This is a genomic window from Ancylomarina sp. 16SWW S1-10-2 (assembly GCF_009669305.1).
Classification (GTDB): Bacteria; Bacteroidota; Bacteroidia; order Bacteroidales; family Marinifilaceae; genus Ancylomarina.
The window spans coordinates 38,540-59,340 of sequence record NZ_SADB01000015.1; the positions used below are offsets into that span (position 1 = coordinate 38,540).

At 33.3% G+C, this 20,801-nt stretch carries 14 protein-coding genes; 3 read left to right on the top strand and 11 right to left on the bottom strand.

What is annotated here, in order from left to right:
- Positions 1-70: 70 nt before the first annotated feature.
- The 8 genes from dut to EMN46_RS13025 all read right to left on the bottom strand — a co-directional run bounded on the left by dut (position 71) and on the right by EMN46_RS13025 (position 14,064).
- Positions 71-505 (bottom strand): dUTP diphosphatase, encoded by a 435-nt coding sequence (gene dut / locus EMN46_RS12990; protein ID WP_154201252.1) that lies wholly within the window; start codon positions 503-505, stop codon positions 71-73.
- Between the two features lie 158 nt (positions 506-663).
- Positions 664-2,145: a lipopolysaccharide biosynthesis protein gene (locus tag EMN46_RS12995; RefSeq protein ID WP_154201253.1), complete on the bottom strand. Its 1,482-nt coding sequence runs from the start codon at positions 2,143-2,145 to the stop codon at positions 664-666.
- An 834-nt stretch (positions 2,146-2,979) separates the two neighbouring features.
- On the bottom strand, positions 2,980-4,056 hold the full coding sequence (locus EMN46_RS13000; RefSeq protein WP_154201254.1) for a hypothetical protein: 1,077 nt from the start codon (positions 4,054-4,056) through the stop codon (positions 2,980-2,982).
- Between the two features lie 543 nt (positions 4,057-4,599).
- The gene (locus tag EMN46_RS13005; protein WP_154201255.1) at positions 4,600-6,999 is read right to left on the bottom strand and encodes an ABC transporter permease; all 2,400 of its coding nucleotides are present in this window, start codon (positions 6,997-6,999) and stop codon (positions 4,600-4,602) included.
- Between the two features lie 33 nt (positions 7,000-7,032).
- A complete protein-coding gene (locus EMN46_RS13010) occupies positions 7,033-9,384 on the bottom strand; it encodes an ABC transporter permease (protein WP_195715270.1) in 2,352 nt (783 codons plus the stop codon).
- Between the two features lie 64 nt (positions 9,385-9,448).
- Positions 9,449-11,818 (bottom strand): ABC transporter permease, encoded by a 2,370-nt coding sequence (locus tag EMN46_RS13015; RefSeq protein ID WP_154201257.1) that lies wholly within the window; start codon positions 11,816-11,818, stop codon positions 9,449-9,451.
- 184 nt (positions 11,819-12,002) lie between these two features.
- Positions 12,003-12,695 carry an ABC transporter ATP-binding protein gene (locus EMN46_RS13020; protein ID WP_154201258.1) on the bottom strand — a complete coding sequence of 231 codons (693 nt, stop codon included), beginning with the start codon at positions 12,693-12,695 and terminating at the stop codon, positions 12,003-12,005.
- 112 nt (positions 12,696-12,807) lie between these two features.
- Positions 12,808-14,064, bottom strand: a complete 1,257-nt coding sequence (locus EMN46_RS13025; RefSeq protein ID WP_229130371.1) for an efflux RND transporter periplasmic adaptor subunit — start codon at positions 14,062-14,064, stop codon at positions 12,808-12,810.
- 246 nt (positions 14,065-14,310) lie between these two features.
- On the opposite strand from EMN46_RS13025, the gene EMN46_RS13030 reads away from it, so the two are divergent.
- Positions 14,311-15,675, top strand: coding sequence for a sigma-54 dependent transcriptional regulator (locus EMN46_RS13030; RefSeq protein WP_154201259.1), 1,365 nt, complete (start codon positions 14,311-14,313; stop codon positions 15,673-15,675).
- Positions 15,665-17,020 (top strand): PAS domain-containing sensor histidine kinase, encoded by a 1,356-nt coding sequence (locus tag EMN46_RS13035; RefSeq protein ID WP_154201260.1) that lies wholly within the window; start codon positions 15,665-15,667, stop codon positions 17,018-17,020. Before EMN46_RS13030 ends, EMN46_RS13035 begins: the two co-directional genes overlap by 11 nt.
- Before the next feature lie 64 nt (positions 17,021-17,084).
- On the opposite strand, the gene EMN46_RS13040 is transcribed toward EMN46_RS13035, so the two are convergent.
- Both EMN46_RS13040 and EMN46_RS13045 read right to left on the bottom strand, forming a co-directional pair.
- Positions 17,085-17,453, bottom strand: coding sequence for a YccF domain-containing protein (locus EMN46_RS13040; RefSeq protein WP_154201261.1), 369 nt, complete (start codon positions 17,451-17,453; stop codon positions 17,085-17,087).
- Between the two features lie 134 nt (positions 17,454-17,587).
- Positions 17,588-18,571, bottom strand: coding sequence for a DUF3187 family protein (locus EMN46_RS13045; RefSeq protein ID WP_154201262.1), 984 nt, complete (start codon positions 18,569-18,571; stop codon positions 17,588-17,590).
- Between the two features lie 788 nt (positions 18,572-19,359).
- On the opposite strand from EMN46_RS13045, the gene EMN46_RS13050 reads away from it, so the two are divergent.
- On the top strand, positions 19,360-19,647 hold the full coding sequence (locus tag EMN46_RS13050) for a hypothetical protein (RefSeq protein WP_154201263.1): 288 nt from the start codon (positions 19,360-19,362) through the stop codon (positions 19,645-19,647).
- Between the two features lie 3 nt (positions 19,648-19,650).
- Here EMN46_RS13050 and EMN46_RS13055 read toward each other — a convergent pair whose 3' ends face one another.
- Positions 19,651-20,604 (bottom strand): ROK family protein, encoded by a 954-nt coding sequence (locus EMN46_RS13055; protein ID WP_154201264.1) that lies wholly within the window; start codon positions 20,602-20,604, stop codon positions 19,651-19,653.
- Between the last annotated feature and the right edge of the window lie 197 nt (positions 20,605-20,801).

A 20,801-nucleotide genomic window follows, 5' to 3' on the forward strand; every position in this document is an offset into this window, starting at 1 on the left:
TTATTAAGTTGTAAACAACTCAGTGTTTAATATTTATTAACGAATTGTAATTAAAAAGAGATGTAATAGTTTACTCTTTACCCGTATGGCCAAAACCACCGGCAGCACGAACAGTCTCATCTAATTTTTCAACAGCTTCCCACTCAACAACAGAATGAGCTGCAACAACCATTTGACAAATTCGATCACCATCATTAATCTCAACTTTAGAGTTCGAAAGATTAGCCAAAATCACACGAATTTCGCCTCGATAATCAGCATCAATAGTTCCCGGTGAATTCAAAACAGTAATCCCTTCTTTTAAAGCCATACCACTACGAGGACGTATTTGAGCTTCGTATCCAGCTGGCAATTCAATAAATAAACCTGTAGGAATTAATGTTCTTTCAAGAGGCTCTAGCATAACTTTTTCGCTAATATTAGCTCTCAAATCCATACCTGCCGATAAAGCCGTGCTGTACTTAGGTAAATCGTGTTTTGATTTATTAATGATCTTAACCTTCATCTTTATATATTTTAGTTTTAATTTCTATTTTTTCACACGCAGATTACACTAATAAGCGCAGATTCTTTGAAGTGGATATTTATAATTTCTAAGCAATTAAGGATTTGGAATATCCATCTAATAAGTAAGTATATCCAAACCTGAATAGTATGCTTACTTTATGCTTTGCTCTTACCCTTTCTTAACACGGTCCATAATTTCTCTTTTTGTAAAACGACCACTAAAAATAGAAGAATTAATGGGGTTTTGGCTAACATCTTAAGCCAATTATTATCGATTTGAATAAAAGTACTTAAAAAATAGAGTAGCATAGCTAAGCCAAAATAGAGACTAATTCGCTTCAAATCATAATCTATTGGATAATATTTACGACCAAGTAAGAAACTGGCAATTGTCATTAATACAGAACAAACCAGTATGGCTATTGCAGCTCCATAATACCCCATTTTTGGTACCAATATAATATTCAAGCTCAAGGTTATTACTGCACCTCCCAAAGCCATATAAGCGCCAAATCTAGTTTTATCAGTAAGCTTATACCATAAGGATAAGGAAAAGAAAATACCTAAAAAGAAATTGGCTAAAAGTACATAAGGAACAATGCCTAAACCTTCGTGATATTCAGGAGCAATAAGAATTTTCACAATATCGATATAGAACATCACACCCATAAAGATGAGCAGACCAAATATGACAAAGTACTTAAGAACATCAGCATAAAGTTTCTTGCTGTTTTCGTCCTTATTTTGAGAAAAGAAAAAGGGTTCAAAAGCAAAGCGAAAAGCCTGAATAAAAAGAGTCATAATAACAGCCAACTTAAAATTAGCACCATAAATACCTGTTTGAGCGAGTGCTTCGCTAGCATCAGAAATTAATTTTGGCATCAGCATTTTATCCACATTCAAATTAATCTGAGCTGCAATGCTCACCACCAAAATTGGAGATGCATATTTAAGAACCTTTCGCAGCAAAGCCTTATCAAATTGCCACTGAATTTTAATCAAATCTGGTAATAAAAAAATCAAGTTAAAAAGACTTGCCACAAACATAGCAATAAAGATATAGCCAATACCAATTTCTGGATTCCATATTGCAGTAACTCCCAGTTCGGGATACCACATATTTAACTTAGGACAAAGCACTAGAAAAAAGAGGTTAAGTCCTAAATTGATACCGATATTGCTAAGCTTAATAAAAGCATAGCGCACAGGCCTATTTTGATGTCTAAGTTGTGCAAATGGAAGTGATGTTATGGCATCAAGCGCAAGCGTAAGTGCTAAAAGTATTATGAAATTAGATCGATCAGTAACATTTAAAAACGAAGCTATAGGATCAATAAATACAAAAACACCTAAAAGGAAAAGCAAACTGGTTGTTGTAACAGAGAAAAAAGTTGTAGAGAATACCTTTTTGCAATAAGTTTCGTCGTTAGCAAACCGAAAATAACCGGTCTCCAAACCGTAAGTTAAAATCACCAGAGACATAGCAACATAAGCCATCAAGTTAGTTACAATACCATACTCTTCTTGAACGAATATAATCGTATATAAAGGCACCAAAAGCCAATTAAGCAATCGTCCTAAAATGGAACTTACGCCATAAATGGCAGTTTCGCCAGCAAGTTTTTTTAATGGATTCAAAATATCTTTTTTGAAGTTAAAATCATCATACTATCATTAGGAAATTCTGATATAAGCTGAATAAAATATTGAAACTGAATATCTTTATAAATCCCTTAATAAGAAGACAAATATAACTAAAATTAGGTTTGGAATGGACTCGAAATTTTGAGTTTTAGGAATAGATGACACGCTTTTGAAACAAAACCTATAAAAAACAGATTGTTCTCTAGAATATCAACACTAAAATTTTTATGATTGCTCCACGTGGAGCAAAATTTACGAAAAGCAAGACTCACAAGTCTTTTATTTAAATTCTATATAAATAACAACACATCAAACGTTTGCAGAGAAGGTTTATAACGTTTGCGCTCATAAATGCCTGAAAATCACTTTCAATAACCACTTTTAATGCTCATCTTTGTCGTGTACACGTTTAAGGAACGTTTATGTTAGTGTTTGTTGTTTAAGTATTTTGTAAAAATCCCGGTTGGTAATCCCAGTCGGGATATTTTTTTATATACCCCCCTCACCATAAGTCTTCTATGAATTTTATTGCTCCCCGAAAAGAGTCATAATCCTAGACAAAGCAGTTCTATTATAGTAAAAAAAAACTTAGATGAACCATCGCCCATGCCGAGCAACAAATACGGGAGAAAGACTTAGCTGTTATGGTTTGTTACAAACTCCATTATAAATTCGAACATTATTTACAAATAATGCAAATTTTAAACAATACTAATCCAATTCTTAAGTGATCTTCAAAGAGATTGAAGTAAACACAAAGAATATTGCACAAAATGTAGCTACAGAACTAGAATATATTCCATATAACAACCTGCTTATTTATTGTAATTACAAAATTTCATCCCACGTATAACTGTGTGAATGACCTTTTGTATCGAATTCTAGATTGGTAATATTCTTTGATTGAAGCGCAGAAATTAGATCTTCTCCTTTAACTGGAGTATCTAATGCATCATTAACAGTTTGAAATATTAATTCGAATATTTTTTTATGCATTTTAAGACCATACTCCCTTTCCTCTCCTTCTAATTCAGAAATATCATTAGCGGAAAACATTAACGTACGTGTACCATTCAAGTTTGCTTTTACAGACAAATATGATTCAGGATTGTTTCCTTTAATGGTATCTGAAATAGAATTACATAGAGAATTAATTTGCTTCATGGATAAATTGAAGTTATTTATATTCCCAGGTTTTTGTGGTTTTTCTATTTTAATATAATCTAAAGAAATTTGAGCTCCTGCTCCAATAAAAGGTCCTACATAATCACCTAACCATTCCGTGTTGCATTTCATATGTGCTAAATGCTTTTCTTCTGAACCTAAATCTAGAAGAACTAAAAAACCATCATTCTTTTTACGAATCACAAAATCGTAATAAGCCGTATTACCTTTTAGAAATGCAGTAGGATCCTCCTGCCAACCATCTTCACATATTTCGATACCATTTACCATAGAATAGGCCTTGTACCCAAACTCTCCAACACCAACACTATGGGGTGCCTTTTGTAAAACAATAGCATTATAATTGTCCCAATCTTTAAAACCCCAAGTAAATCCCCATTGAGGCGTTGTTACCCATCTTTTTGTTAATTTGCCATGATATTTTGAATATATCGGATATTTATATCCTGTCTCATTATTAAGATTAGCTAAGGAAAATCTAATGACATAATCACATGAGTCATCGAAATCTGCGTGGGTTAAATTTACTCTCTGTACACCTTCTTTTCCCAAATAATCAACTAGTTTGCCACCTACTACTTCAGATAGTCTTAAAGTTGTATGTGATATTTTCCAATTGTTTTTGTTCGAATTAAAATCGTCATTAAACAAAACTTCACTTTGTTGAGAAAATAATGTCTTTGCACAAAACAATGCAATAATCATAAAAAAAATGCGCATCTGTCTAGTTTTATATACTGAGTGTTTATAAAATAAATAATACGGCTACTTTATTGTTAAATAAAACTAGCTGTTATTTCAAAAGAGTAAATTTATTAAAGAAAGTAAATTTACAAATTCGAAGTAATCATCATATATAAATACTGTAAAACATACCAAGGAATTGACAGAAATAGATTCATCTTCCATGAGTGACCTAATTAAGTAAAGGTAACACACCTAGAGCCTAAGTCACAATGAACTACTTCGAGCTATATTTTACTATAAACAGCATAAAAGAATAGATTAAATGAGAAGAGATCTATTAAATTAAAAAAAATAAAACGTTAATTGAACATGCACTTTATCAAGCATTATGTTTATATTAAACCATGATTTAATCATTAAAGTTAGTCTCGGCAAAAATTTTCACGCTTTCTCTTTTCGAGAAAAAATCTCGTCATATATGTTTAGACAGGTTTAGGAAGCAAGAAGATAAATGAATGCGATCACGTTTCCATATTTCCTCTTTCACACTTTGACACGGCTCAGTGCATTGTAATGTTATTCATACCTCAAACTCTCCACCGGATTTTGGCGTGCATTTCGTGTAAAATTGATGACTGTGACTAGAGCTACAAGCAAGAGAATAATCAAACTACAGATGAAAAATAGCCACCAATGTAGGGGGAGTTTGTAAGCGAAATTCTGCATCCACAAGTTGGCTGTAAACCATGCTCCCAAAGAACCAAATAATACGGCAGGAGCAGCCACAATCTCGATATCCCACAAGAAAACCTTAAGAAGACTTGAAAACTTTGCTCCATTTATTCTGCGAATAGCCAATTCTTTACGTCGCCTTACCGCCTCGTTGGTTGTATAGCCTAGCAAGCCAATAATTGTAATAAGTAAGATTATAAAACTACCCGCCATCATCGCATTTCGAAACCCTCGTTGTTGTGTATAGCCTTTTTCTTGCTGCATTTCTAGACTCTTTATGTTGGCATCTTTATAGGGCAAAGCAGTGTTAAATACCTCTCTTATTTTATTCATCGTTCCAGCTTGGGTACTCGGATAGGTTTTAACCAATATATTGAATGAATAGGATGGATATTTGATAGCTGTCTTCACGAAATTAGATTCAGATCTATAGAAAAATACGGCGGGACGTGTATCTGGCTCAGCCTTAGAGCCAATTGTAAAATCAGAAAAAACACCCTTAATAGTAGTACTTCCATGTTCACTAATCACTATCTGTTTACCAACAACACCCTCATCCCATGCATTGTGCATTTGCAACAGTTTAGCGCCTTTTTTACTAATTAGCACATCTCCTTCAAGTGTTGATTCTTCAGGGAATAGCTGCCCTTCTGTCACTTTTACATCCAGTATGGATAAATAATTATTGTCGACAGTATAAAAATCTGCAACATTAAATAAATCTCTTTGTTCATCCAGAGATAGAATATTATTACCAGATTTCGAGTTGCATGGTAATGTCGCTCCAAAACCAACTTTTTCAATCTCAGGCATCGATCTTAAATCGTGTAATACACTAGCTATTTTAGTTCCTTCCATACCACTAGTCGAACCATAAAAGACACCCTCAGCTTGATAACCGTGAGAACTATTCTTCATGTTATCGTATTGCAAACTAACAATAACCAGCATGCATAGAATAAAAGAAGCGCCGACAAACTGAAAGGATAATAAAACCAGTTTCCATTTATTCTTTTTCTGATGATAATGACGAAAAGCATTTGCCACAGGAATACGGGAGAAAAAACGAGCTGGCAAGTAACTCATCAGAATAAGTATGAATATCAATATGCCCATTAAAGGCAAAATTACATAGGGGTTTAATACGGATTGAAGTTGATGCCCAACTTGCTGCTCGGCTGCGGATTGTAATACAATAATCAGGATAAAAGCGGCGAAAAGTGATATGAGAAATATGAGCGCTGACTCAGAGAAAATAATCTGACGTAAATGACGGGCATGAGCTCCAAAAGTTTTATAAATAGCCGATGATTTTGATCGCTCAACCAATACGCTCAGTGTCAGCAAAATGTAATTCAGCAACGAGACGAACAAAACAGCAAATGCAATCGTACTCAGAATTAAAATAATATCCTTTAGGTTTTCGATATAAACTTTCTGAATGGGTTTAAATGAATATTTCAAAACAAAACTATCATCCTGTGCTTCAATCTTTTCAATATCCTGATGCACTTCTTGCATCTTTCTAACTGCAGGAGCTAAACTTTCTGGTTTTACACCTAGTGCCAGTTTTACACAAGAGTAATAACGATCATTTCCAAGCCACTGGTCACTTCCATCCCACATAAAATAACTTGTCGAAACCATCGATATTAAAACGTCATATTTGTAATTCGTATTTTCTGGCAAAGCTTCAAACACGCCACCAATCGTTAACTGCTTGCCTAAATATTCTTTTAATTCAATAGTTTTACCAATAACATTGCCGCCTATATTTTCAGCTATTTCACTCGAGATCATACATGTCATTGGTGCTTTCAGTATCTCAACAGGATTACCTTTTAACATTGGTCTAGGTAAAACATCAAAAAGATGTTCATCTGCCAAAACAAAAATTGCTTTGTAGCTTTTTTTATCATCAGTATAAAATAGCGATAAACCTATAGAATTTAATCGGGTAGCTGCTTCTACTCCAGGCACCTCTGCATTTAAACCTGGAGCAATTGCGCCACTAACATGATTACGACTTTCCAATTCATCTTTAGACTTATCCGCTTTATAATTTTCAGATACAACATAAATACGATCCGAATCGGGATAAAAGCTATCAAAACTGTAATAATAGAACACCTCAGATAAAAGCAAAATACCAAATGCCAAACCTGTGGCTAAGGAAATTATGCGGGCTGCACTGTGCTCACCCTTAAGGAACAAACGACGAAATGCCAATTTTATAAAATTCATATCTACATTTTTGGAACTCAAAATTTTAATTTATTATTCAGACCTCAAGCTATCCACCGGATTTCTTGTGGCAGCTCTGTACGATTGAAATGAAACGGTTAATAAGGCAATTGCCATGGCTATGAGCCCCGCTAAAGCAAAAATCCACCAGCTTAATTCTGTTTTATAGGCAAAGTTTTCGAGCCACTTACTCATGGCATAGTAAGCAATTGGGCAGGCGATAATAAAGGCGATCAGAACCCATTTAATAAAATCTTTATTTAGCATTTTGATTATTTCAGGGGTTTTGGCTCCGTTTACTTTGCGGATACCGATTTCTTTGGTGCGTTGTTCCGATGAGAAAATGGCGAGACCTAAAATTCCGAAGCAAGAAATTGCGATAGCCAATAGAGCAAAGAGTCCAATCGTTTTGGCGAAACGTTCTTCTTTCTCGTACATCTGATCAAACCAGTCATCGAAAAATTGATATTTAAGAGGATAGGCTGGCATTATTTCTCCCCATTTTTCTTTTATTATTTTCATTGCAGAGGGAAGGTTATTTGCTGCAATTTTTATGCTGAGTTGATAATAATTACTATTCTCAGCAAATATAATGCAGAGTGGTTCTATTTTATTGTGCGAAGATCCGTATTGAAAATCATTTACAACGGCTATAATATCTAAACCACCTTTTCTGTAATTATTATATTTTTTATTTTCTAGATTGTTAAATTCAAAATAATTGTAAAAGGATTCATTAACCATACAAACTTTTCCGTAATCTCCAGGCTTTAAATTTCTACCTTTTACAATTTTAAGTTGAAAAGTGGAAATAAATGCCGTATCGACAATTAAGCAAGGAATTACAAGATCCTTATTTTTGATTCCTGATCCCATTGTGTAATTTATGCGCCCAGGAACGCCATTGGTAAGTGAGATACTTTTAAAAAAAGGATAGTTTCTTAGTTCATTAACTAATGATTGCGCATTCGCTTTTTCTTCTTTAGGAAGATAGGGCATAGAAACGCAAATAAAATGCTCTTCGGAGAATCCAGGATTTTTATTTTTGACAAAAGAAATTTGTTTTTGTACGATCAATAAACAAATGATTAAGACTACTGAAACCGTGAATTGAAAAATGATGAGGAGGTTGCGAAAATAGGATTGATTACCGCCTTGTGCGCTTGTTTTTTTTAGGATATCGTTTGGGTTCGATCTGGATAAGACTAGAGCTGGAGTTAAACCGCTAAGGCAACCAACAATCAGTATGCATAATAGTATACTAAATAGGACAGAGCTTTTAAGTAGGCTACTAACATGTATGGGAGAACCAAAAACAGCGGTATAAACAGGGGTGAATATCCAAACAAGGATAATGGACAAGATAAAAGCAATGGCTGATATGATTATCGATTCAATAATGAAATGAATAAATAGATCGGAATTGGAAGCACCAAAACTTTTTTTAATACCAATAATTCTATTTCGTTTATACTGTTGAGCTAGGCTTAGGTTAATGTAGTTAACGATAGCAATAATTAGAATGATGATGGCAATTGCCACAAGTAATTTTAGAAGTTTAGGGTTTCCTCTTTTTGTCTGACTTCCAATAGTGGAGTCATACAGGTACATGTCTTTAAGAGGAAGAAATCCAATTTCGTTAATATATGGTTTTAATGAAGCAAGATTGGCATTTATTTTTTTGCTTAAGACATTGTTTTCGATTCCCTCAGCAATACGAGTATAGATTCTAAAATCCCATCTGTGAGTACTTTTATCCGAATATTCTTCGCAACTAAAAGAGAATTTAAAATCGTCATTTTCAGCATTTACCAATAAGTTGGCCGAAATACTGGAGTTGGCAGGGAAATCTTTAATTACTGCAGTGATTGTTAAGAGATTTGTTCTTTCAAATAAAATTTCTTTTCCAATAGGATTTTCTGTGCCAAATAGTTGTTTGGCTTTACTTTCAGTAACAATTGCCGAATTGATATTCTCAAATGGCTTTGTTGAATCTCCATTTAAAAATGGAATTGAGAACATTGTGAAAAAGTTATTATCAACAGACATTATGTCTGTAAAACTAAATGCCTTGTCTCCAATATTAATATTTGTAGGACTCGTTTCACGATATACTAAACATGCATTTTCAAATTCAGGAAAACTTTCTAATAAAATATCTTTTGCCCGATAATCTATATTACTGGTATTTTTATTTGCATCGATGATTCGAACAATCCGGTCAGCATTTTCAGGATAGCTATCGTAGGAGTATTCTTGAAGTAGAAATAAAGAGATAGCCAGACAAACAGATATCGCAAAAGCAAATCCAATTACATTGATCAAAGTGAATTTTCTATCTGAGAAAATACTTTTTAACGCTGATTTTATATTGTATGCTATCATGCTATGTGTTTTTTGCATTTTGAATATTTTTTTTGGCCCATAAGAGTTTTTTGGAAACAATTATTTACTCAGATCTCAAACTCTCCACCGGATTCCGAGTTGCAGCTCTATACGATTGAAATGAAACCGTAAGCAGCGCAATTCCCATGGCAATGATTCCTGCTAAAGCAAAAATCCACCAGCTTAGTTCTGTTTTATAGGCAAAGTTTTCGAGCCACTTACTCATGGCATAATAAGCAATTGGGCAGGCTATAATAAAGGCGATCAGAACCCATTTAATAAAATCTTTATTTAGCATTTTGATTATTTCAGGGGTTTTGGCTCCATTTATTTTGCGAATTCCTATCTCTTTAGTTCGTGTTTCCAGAACAAAAATGGTGAGACTAATAAGACCCAAACAAGAAAGAATGAGAGAGATGATTGTAGAAAAATTAAGAATTTTCTGAAACTGGTTTTCCTTTTTGTATAAGGCTCCCCACGAAGTATTCATAAACTTTATTTCCAAAGGGAAATTAGGAGATAGTTTATTCCATAATTTTTCGAGTGAATTTATGCTTTGGTTAAAAATAGGCCCATTTGTTCCTGTCATTTTTAAATAGGCAACCTCATCAACATCACCCGAACACATAAAACCAACGGGTCTAATAGCAACATGCAACGATTCGAAATTAAAATCTTTCGTTTCAGCAATTATATTACCCGTGTTTGATTTTGCCATCTTAAATCGTGCATCCTCTAACTTATCTATATTAAATTTCTTAAAAGCTGTTTCGTTAAGAATCCAATCTTTGAGATCATTCGAATGATCGTTAAATTGACTTCCTTTTATCAAATTAATACCAAAAAATTTAAAAAAGTTTTTGCTGACAAAGAAGTTAGCAACTCCCACCTCTTTTTCAGTCCCCTTATTAACTAAATTCAAACCCCAATTTTGTTGGTTGTACCCCAAAAGTCCTGATGAAAAGGTGATGTCTTTAATTCCAGGAATTTTTTTCAACTCATTTTTAAAAGCAGAAATTTTTTTTTGTAGCTCTGCATTTGTGGTTGTATAAACAATATTTTCCTTTTTAAACCCTGGGTCTAAATTGTTTAGTAAGTTGTTTTGCTTGTTTATAAAAAGGATGCTTGCAATTAAAACAATTGAGATTGTAAATTGAAAAACAAGTAAAATATTTCTCAAATAATTCTGTTTATCGGTGCTAATCGAATTTTTAAGAAGTAAAGTTGTTTGGTATTTGCTTAGAATATAGCCAGGAATAAGGCCGGTAATGCAAATAGTAAAGAGTAGTATTAAAAAAAACAGAAGCAGGTTATTCTGTGAAAAAATATCATGAAAAGTAAAATGTGATTCAGTTAAATTATTCAAGCCCTCAAGCGAAAAATAAATCAGAATAACTGAAATAATGCTTGTTATAGCTAGAACAAGAACTGATTCAGTTAGGACTAGTTCAATGATTTTTGTTTTTTTACTACCTAGGGCTTTTAATATACCAATATTTTTTATCCGCTTTAATTTTTGGGCGGTTACAAGGTTCACATAATTAATACAAGCAAGTATGAGTATTAGAAAACCAATAATCTGAATGATAATTAAGCTTAAAGAATTTCCATGTTTTACTAAATCAAGATCTGGCATGTCGGTATATGCCTTATTGAAAGGGAAAAGGCTAAATAAGGCTCTTTCCTTATAGTGTTCTGGAATATTTTCCAGAGAAATATGAGCTAACTTTTCTTTTGCAACAGAATAAGAAACTTTATCAGTTAGTCTGAAAAATGATGCATAATTCTGCGAGCCCCAATTTTTCATCGAATTGTCATACCACCCTATCTTTCGATTAGTTTCTATTGACAAAACGGCATCGAAATCCCATGAAGAGTTGTGAGGTAGGTCTTTTATTACGGCTCCAACCTCAAGCAATTCATTTTGTAAATTAGTTGCATTGTACATGAGTTCTTTACCTACAGGGTTCACATTGCCAAATATCTTTTTCGATAGTGATTGAGTTAAAACAATTTTATTTTTGCCAGATAAAGCCTTTTGTGGATTTCCATAAACCGATTCCAACTGAAAAACTTGAAAAAACATTGAATCTGCAACCAAAAGGTCTTCAATCTTAAAATCGACCTGATTGTGTTTTACAAAAACTTGTGGCGACCATTCAAAATGAGCAAAGGTGATGCATGATATTTCCGGAATATTTTGCTGTACATACCCCACCATTCGTGCAGAAACATTTGGTACATCGTGTGTTGTCAATACATAAACATTATCTATATCAGGAATAAACTCATCCATTGATTGCTCTTTTTGAACGTAGGAAAAAGTTAACACACTTATACTAATGCCTATGGCTAAACCGATAATATTGATGCTTGTAACAAGCTTATTTTTCAATAAATTTCGGAACGACATTTTGAAATTATAGATGTTCATTATTATCTAAATTATTTAGTAAGCCTTGTTACTTATTTGTTATAACACTACTCATACCTCAAACTCTCAACAGGATTCCTCGTAGCTGCTCACCACGATTGAAACGAAACGGTTAGCAAAGCAATTAATCCCGCTAAGGCAAAAATCCACCAGCTTAGTTCTGTTTTGTAGGCAAGTTTTCGAGCTATAAGGTATGTTCCTCTTTCAAGATTTCTTCTGTCACAATCTTGCCATCAAATAGATTAATTACACGATGTGAATAAGCTGAGTCTCTATGTGAGTGAGTCACCATAATGATGGTTGTACCTTCTCTATTCAGTTCAGTCAATAATTCCATAACTTCCTGTCCATTTTTAGAATCAAGATTACCCGTTGGTTCATCGGCAAGTATTAATCCTGGGTTTGACACAACTGCTCGAGCAATAGCCACACGCTGTTGTTGTCCTCCTGAAAGTTGCTGAGGATAATGCTTAGCTCTATGACTCATATTCATACGATCCAGAACTTTAGTAACCATTTCTTTTCTCTTTTTACTACTAAAACCTTGGTAAACGAGAGGCATCTCTACATTTTCAAAAACATTGAGTTCATCTATCAGATTAAAACTCTGAAATACGAAACCAATATTTCCTTTTCTTAGATCGGTTCTTTGTCCTTCTTTTAATCCGGCAACCTCATTATCACCAAATGTATATTCCCCTTCGGTAGGGTTATCAAGCAGGCCAAGAATGTTCAAAAGCGTTGATTTTCCACAACCTGATGGTCCCATAATGGCAACAAATTCACCTTTTTTTATGTCTAAATTAATGTTGTTTAATGCCAACGTTTCAATCTCACTTGTTTGAAACACTTTCGATAAATTCTTAATTGTTATCATTTTTTTTGTTTTTATAAGTAAGCGTATATAATTATCACCGGTAAAAAATTTGTTGTTTCTTTCGGCCTTTATTTCACTTTAACCTTTATCCTTACTTCTCTTTATATTTGAGTTATTTAAACTCTATTATGTCGTTATTACCAAAGCTTTCGTAATTATTGATTATCACTTGTTCTCCAGCTTCCAATCCTTCCAAAACCTCAAAATATTTCGAGTTCTGTCTACCAATTTTAATCGCTCGCTTTGTCGCAAAATCACCCGATTTATCTAAAACAAATACCCATTGTCCGCCAGTGCTTTGAAAAAACCCACCTCTTGGTAATAAAAGTGCATCAACTGGTTTTCCTAGCTCCAATTTAAGATGATAGGTCTGTCCTGTACGTAAACTTTTAGGCGAATCTCCATCAAAAACTAAATCCACTTTAAATCGGCCATCCCGTACTTCTGGGTAAACTTTTTTTGTGATTTGTTTGTACTCTTTTCCATTTCTTGTGAACGAACTGGCAAGACCTCTTCTAACTCTATCAATATAATGTTCATCGACATCGGCAACAATTTTAAAATCGTTTAGAATATGCAACTGTCCTATTCGTTCTCCACGGTTTATAGATTGACCAATCTCAATATCCAAACTTCCCAACTGACCATCAGCTGGAGCTTTAATATTCAAATTTTCTAAACGTTCTCTTACCATTTCCAAATTCTGTTTCATAGTCATTAAACTGCTATTCATTTGCAATTTTTGATTAGCACGAAAAATGGAATCCTGAACCATACGTTGGTGTCTCAGTTCTCTATCACGAAGAGAAAAATTATAGTTTTCCTTAGAAGTAAGAAAATCTTCCTCTGATATAAACCCCTTTTCAAAAAGCATTAAATTTTGTTCATAATGTCGCTTTAGTTTTATGATATCAGTATCGATACTAAGTAGTTGCTGTAGATTAGTGATCTTCTGCTGCTCCATGCTTATAAGTGTGTTTCGTAACTCGTTGGACTGATAAGCCAATGAAGATTCAGTATTAAGAATTTGTAATTTGAGATCATTATTAACCAATTTGACAATCACATCACCTTTCTTCACGGTTTCACCTTCGTCAATCAGTTTTTCAACAACCTTACCACCCTCTTCGAGATCTAAATAAATAGTCGTTTTAGGTTCTACCATACCAATTATCGATACATAATCCTTAAAACTTCCCGCATTCACTTCAGCAATATTGAGCTTATCTACCTCGGCACGAAAAGTTGAAGACTGCGACCCAAAAATCATCTTACCCGATAAAATTAAAACAATAACAGCTATGCTAAAAATGTAAATATGCTTGGCTTTAATACCTTTTTTCTTTTCTATTTTTCTATCCATCGACATACAAAGTATTTTCTTTAGATTAATCAATTGTGAAATATTATTGATTCATAAATTTCATCATATTTATAGCTAACTTCATGCCACCACACACAATAGCCAAATAAACAACACTTTACACATAACCGATCAAGTTAGAGTGTCAAATTTATTGACAGGTCGTGTCTAATATTTTGAAAAGCTTTATACATTAGATAAAAATTACATGATGTTATATAGATTTTGTATAATATCTCATCAGTTTCCAATATGAAAGACGCTAGAATTCTCATCGTAGACGACAATAAAAGTATACTCTCAGCTTTAGATTTATTGTTAACAACTTACTGTAAGAAATTGAAATGTATTTCTACCCCCAATTGCTTAATGACAGAGCTAAAAGCCGATAACTACGATGTTGTTCTTTTGGATATGAATTTTAAGGCGGGTATTAATACGGGCAATGAAGGTATTTATTGGTTAAACCAGATATTGGACTATAATTCGGGCATTAGCGTGGTGATGATTACAGCATATGGCGACGTAGAATTAGCCGTAAAAGCTGTACGAAATGGAGCTGCCGATTTTGTGCTGAAACCATGGGAAAATGAAAAAATGTTGGCTACCATTGAAATGGCATGGAAACTTAGTCGATCTAAAAAAGAAGTTTCTTCCTTAAAATTAAAGGAAAACGAGCTGGTTGCTCAACTTAATTCCAAGGAAAATTTGATTATTGGCAATTCATTGGTTTGGCAAAATTTAATGAAACTTGTAAAAAAAGTAGCTAGCACCGATGCAAATATTCTGATTACAGGAGAAAATGGCACCGGAAAAGAACTGATTGCTAGAGAAATTCATAGGCTATCGAACCAATCTCAAAATGTAATGGTTCATGTAGACATGGGATCTATTGCGGAATCTCTTTTTGAAAGCGAATTGTTTGGACATAAAAAAGGTGCTTTTACCGACGCGCAATCTGATAGAATGGGCAAAATAGAAGCTTCAAACCACGGAACCCTTTTTCTTGATGAAATTGGTAACCTATCCTTACCCATGCAAGCCAAATTATTAGCTGTTTTACAAAATAGATCTTTAACCCGAGTAGGTGAAAATAAGCCCGTAGATATTGATATTCGTTTGGTTTGTGCAACTAACTGTAAACTCAGCAAAATGGTAGGTGAAGGATTGTTTAGGGAAGATTTACTTTATCGAATAAACACGATTCAAATTGAATTGCCTCCATTAAGAGACAGACAAGATGATATTCCCAAACTAGTCTCTCATTTTATGAAACTATATGCAGATAAATACAATAAAAAAGGGCTAAACATATCAGATAAAGCCATTACAAAACTTCAAAATTATACTTGGCCGGGCAATGTACGGGAACTGCAACATGCCATTGAAAAAGCGGTTATTCTTTGTGACGATCATTTAATTGGAACACACAATTTTGTGTTCAAAATGGATGAATTTACAAAAGTAGAATCCTACGGAGGAACTCTGGAGGATATGGAAAAACAACTTATTACGGCTGCCATTGAAAAACAGATGGGAAACCTTACTGCCGTGTCCAATCAACTAGGAATTTCACGCCAAACCTTATACAATAAAATAAAGAAATATGGGATATAAATATTATAACTCCATTTTATTTCTGAGGATAATAAGCCTTATAGCAGTCGCAATTGCGATAGGTTACACCTTCTCTATTCAGTTTTATTATAGTTTTGGAATATGCCTAATTATAGAAATATATTGGGCATGGTCATTTATGCTGTTTCTGAACAAAACTCACAAGCAAATGAATTACTTTGTTCAGGCCATAAAAAATAAAGATACAACCCTACACTTCCCTAAAAAGTCGGGTAATAAAATTATCGATGAATTAAGTATCAGCTTGAACGAACTAAACGGAATTATTCAAAACGTTCAGATGAAAAGCAAGATAAAAGAAACGTATTTTGCTGAAATACTTCAAAACATAGCCACAGGTGTTATCGTAATTACTGAAGATGGATTTGTTACCGACGTTAATTCGGCAAGTTTAGAACTTCTTGGTTTAGATACTTTCACTCACATTAAACAGTTAGATAGAATAGATCCAAAGTTTAATGTAGACTTATCAAAGTTGAAAAATAAACAACGAAAAGTACTCAACTTAACTACAAAAAACGAACACATTCAGGTTATGACTCGTTGTTCTCTTATTCGCATAGATAAAGAAGAGGTTAAACTGATTACCATACAAGATATTAGAGGCGAATTGGAACGTAAAGAAATTGATGCTTGGGTGAAATTGATACGAGTTCTTAGTCATGAAATTATGAATTCGCTTGCTCCTATTACTTCAATTTCACAATCCCTAAAACAGATTTGGGAAAATAAACAGCAAAAACATGTTGGTAACAAACAAGATTCAGATGTAAGAAAAACACTGGATGGCTTAAATGTGATTACCCAAACCAATCAGGATTTAATTCAATTTGTTCAATCGTATAGAGTCCTTTCTAAAGCACCTATCCCACAACTAAACAGAATTAATGCAAATGGTTTTTTCGATCGCTTAAATATTCTTTTATCTCCTATTAAAGAGAATTTTTCAGGACAACTTAAACTTGATACACCAAGTACCGATTTTAGCTTTATAGCAGATGAACAAATGCTGATTCAGGTTATTATTAATTTGGTTAAAAATGCCTCGGAAGCTTTTCATGACGAAACAAAGAATATAAATCTAGAACCTAAAATAAAAGTAAGCGCAAAGCAAAATGGCGCTACAACAGAGATAATCGTTTCGGATAATGGTCCTGGGATTCCTGAAGAAATTCAAGACAATATATTCGTGCCTTTCTTTACTACAAAAGAGAGCGGTTCTGGTATTGGATTAAGTTACTCCAGACAAATAGTAAGAGCACACGGAGGAAGTCTCTTATATTATCCCAAACTAGGGAAAACAGAGTTTATAATAAGGTGGTGATTTAAAATCCCCTATTTTATATTTAGCATTTGAGATTCATCTTATAGCCAATAAGATTACATAACTACCTTAATGATTTTCCAAAGGGTGCTAAAGCAAAACCGGCTAATTTAATATGCTGAGCGGCAAAAGGAATACCTATAATTGTAATGGCAAAAAGAATTGCAAATACGAGGTGAGTTAAGGCAATCCATATGCCTCCAAAAATAAGCCAAAATATATTTAAGATTAGGCTAAGACAACCGCCAGCACTTTCATTGGGAACAACTTTCTGTCCGAAAGGTGCTAAGCCCAAAATAGAGAATTGAATAGCTTTTAAACCGAAAGGTATACCAACAATTGTACAGCACATGAGGATACCAGCAATTATATACTCCAAGAAAATAAAAATTCCTCCAAAAATAATCCAAATAATATTTCCTATAATGCTCATTCTATTTCAGTTTATAATTTAAGCGAACAATGTACAATTAAGTATTAATGAATCAAAACACAGTATGTAAAGCAATGAGTTTAATCAACAATTATTTATCATCTTAAATTTCAATTATGGGTAATTCTTGAGTATTAAAAAGTATAGTTTAAGGCCAAATGAAGAAGAAAATCTGGTGATGTATTAATTTTAATATCCTCGGAGAAGCCTCCAGTAAGAATCAAATTTTCATTAAGAATAAAGTCAGCTCCCAAGAGGAGTTGCAAACCAGAGTCACCTAATTCTTCAGTCATTGAATTTTTAAAAAACTTAGAATGATAATCGAACTGAACTTTAGGTACAAATAACGAAGTTGCTTTTACGGCTAGACCCAAAGAAGCAAAAGTTACATTCCTACTCTGCATATCTTCCAACAAAGATCCTTTTCCAACACGTAAATAGCCCAAAGAATAAAAAAAGTAAGCCGGTCTTGGGCCAACACCCGTAGTTTGACCAGAAAACTGGAATGAAAAATCGACCGTTCCACTTCCCAGCAATTTCTTTTTATCGGCATTATTCAACTTAAGGTAAGCACGTAAAGCCATTGAATGCGTTTTGTGCTCAAGGAGTTTTAAGCCTAATTCGAAACTGATATCACCAATACCAAACGAAGGTTCATCAATATTAAAAAGGATTATACCATCCCTTGAATACACATAGTGCATCTCTCCTTTTGGAGTGACACCACGAGCACCACCTGAAAGACCTAAAGCACTATGGAAACCGTCAATACTTGAATCCATAAAACCACTGGAATGATTAACAAAGGGTAGATTTAGGCCAATCTCAAAACGTTCCGCAATTCCATATTTAGCATTTAGATCAAGGCGAGCCATCTCACCATCAAAATAAACAATCTCATTTTGAAAAAGAGCATTGGTACTATTGCTTGATAAATTGAAAATTGAAGACATTGAAAATTTACCCTTTTCAACTATTTTTCCTCCTTCAGTATTAGGTAGACCATAAGAATGAATCAAAGGAGCTTGATTATGTGAGGCAAATGGTTTTATATTAGTTTGTGATAAGCCAATAAAATAACTACAACAAAACAATAAACAGGAAACAAATCTGAGCATATCGTAATTCAAATTAATATTGAGAAAGTAGCAAGGTAAAATAATATCCTGAATCAGATAAGAATCAAAACGAGAAATTAACAATAGAACAAAACAAATCCCCTGATAGAGATTCAGAGGATTTGTAGATCAGTTAGTCGTGTCATATCTATGGTACTAGTTGTTTACATCAATACAGACTGAATATATATTTTGATAACACTATATCAATTTAATAATAATATATCTAATATAAAAGTTTATTAACCTATATACTAAATGATTACATATAAACAAAGCCAATAATTCATTAAATAATATGATAAGAGAAATTAGATCTGATAAAATAATTAAGTAAAACTAGAGCATTCAGAAGGATCAAATATATTTTTGGCTGTGAAAAACATAATTTATTCAGCAACAAATACCCCATTAATTTTTTTTTCTTCCTTAATAAAACATCAAGATTTATTCAATATTCATATTAAATGTGCTTGTAAATTGAAAAACACGATAGGCTATACTAATTAAAAAGTAATGATAATAAATAACGCTATAGTTAAGAGTCAATACAAAAGAGAAAAGAAGTATAAATTAAAATAGTAAAAGATTCGTTAGTCTTAATTATCAAGTATTTAAGAACAAAAATAAAACGCTTAATCTTGACTAAATGAGGAATCTTCTTTTTGACAAATAATGGTAAATAGACATATTTAGTAGATTAACAGACAAATAAACCTGATAAAATTAAATTTCGTATGCATATTATTATATCTTTAAGCATTAATATATATGCATATCTTTTTTATATGAATAAAATCACACTACTAAATATTGAGTATTTACGTCGCGAAAGAGGTATAGAAACTTATCAGCTTTCTTTAAAAGAAGAGAAAGAAATTTGCTATGTTTATAATTTTGAAGATAAATACTACCGGTATTTTAGAACACTAAAGTCATTAACAAATTATCTCAAAGATCGAATAGAACCGAAAGTTAAATTCAAAACACGAGAAGAATTAGATGATTTTTTATTGTATAAAAATATCGTTCCTATTGAAGAAATAAATAAAGCTTTTGTCGGTGCAAAAGCATAATTATTAATGCCCGCTCATAAAAACTAAAGCAGCAGAGCCAAGAACTCCTGCATTTGATTTGATAGAAGATAAATTAAGTTTTATTTTTCCTTTTAAAACAGAAAGAAGATTAGATTCCATATGAAATTGAGTTGGCTTTAAAATCAAATCGCCTGCCTTTGCAAGACCTCCTGAAAGAAAAATGGCTTCGGGATTAAAAATTGCTGCAACATTAGCAAGTGTTTTACCTAATAATCGCCCCGTATATTCAAAAGATTCAATAGCCACCTTATCGCCATTATACGCAGCAATAGCTAATTTTCTTGCAGAGAATTTATTAAATGGGATATCACGTAAAACGGATGGACCATCATACTTTGCCAAAAGTTTACTTACAGTTCTTTTAATGCCTTTTGCCGACACATAGGTTTCAAGGCAGCCTTTTCTTCCACAGGAGCAAGAACGTCCTTGTTCACGTACAATAATATGCCCCATTTCACCAGCATAGCCTTCATTTCCATTATATATTTTCCCATCCAATACCAAACCACATCCTAAGCCAGTACCAAGCGTTATCACCATAAAATTCTCCATTCCCTTGGCACCACCATAATGCATTTCACCTAAAGCCGCGGCATTAGCATCATTGGTTAGTTCAACTGGTAATTGTAAATGAGCACCGAGAAGTTTAACCAAGGGCAAATGTTTACCCCACACCAGATTCACAGCATCCTCTATGAAACCTGTGAGATAACTAGCATTGGGAGCCCCAACTCCAACACCCACTAACTTGTATTTACGATCTAAGGTTTTGTACTTGGATTTAATATGCATGGCAAGCTCACGAACAAAATTCTCGAAAATTGGATAATTGGACGTGGAAAAAGAAGACTGGAAAAGACAAACACCAGCCTCTGTTACGAAACCATAAACGGTATTCGTACCACCAATATCTACCCCAACTGCGACCTTTTGCATACCCATAAACTTATGTTTACATCTAATTTAGCCTAAAAGCGTGAGACAAACAAGAATACAAATGGTTAAAGAGTTAAAAAGGATAAAGGTTAAAGGAGAAAGAGTTGAAAAGTATAGATTTTGCACAAGTGACTATTGACAACAATTTTATAATGTAACAATAAAACAGTTCAACAGTTCAACAGTTCAACAGTTCA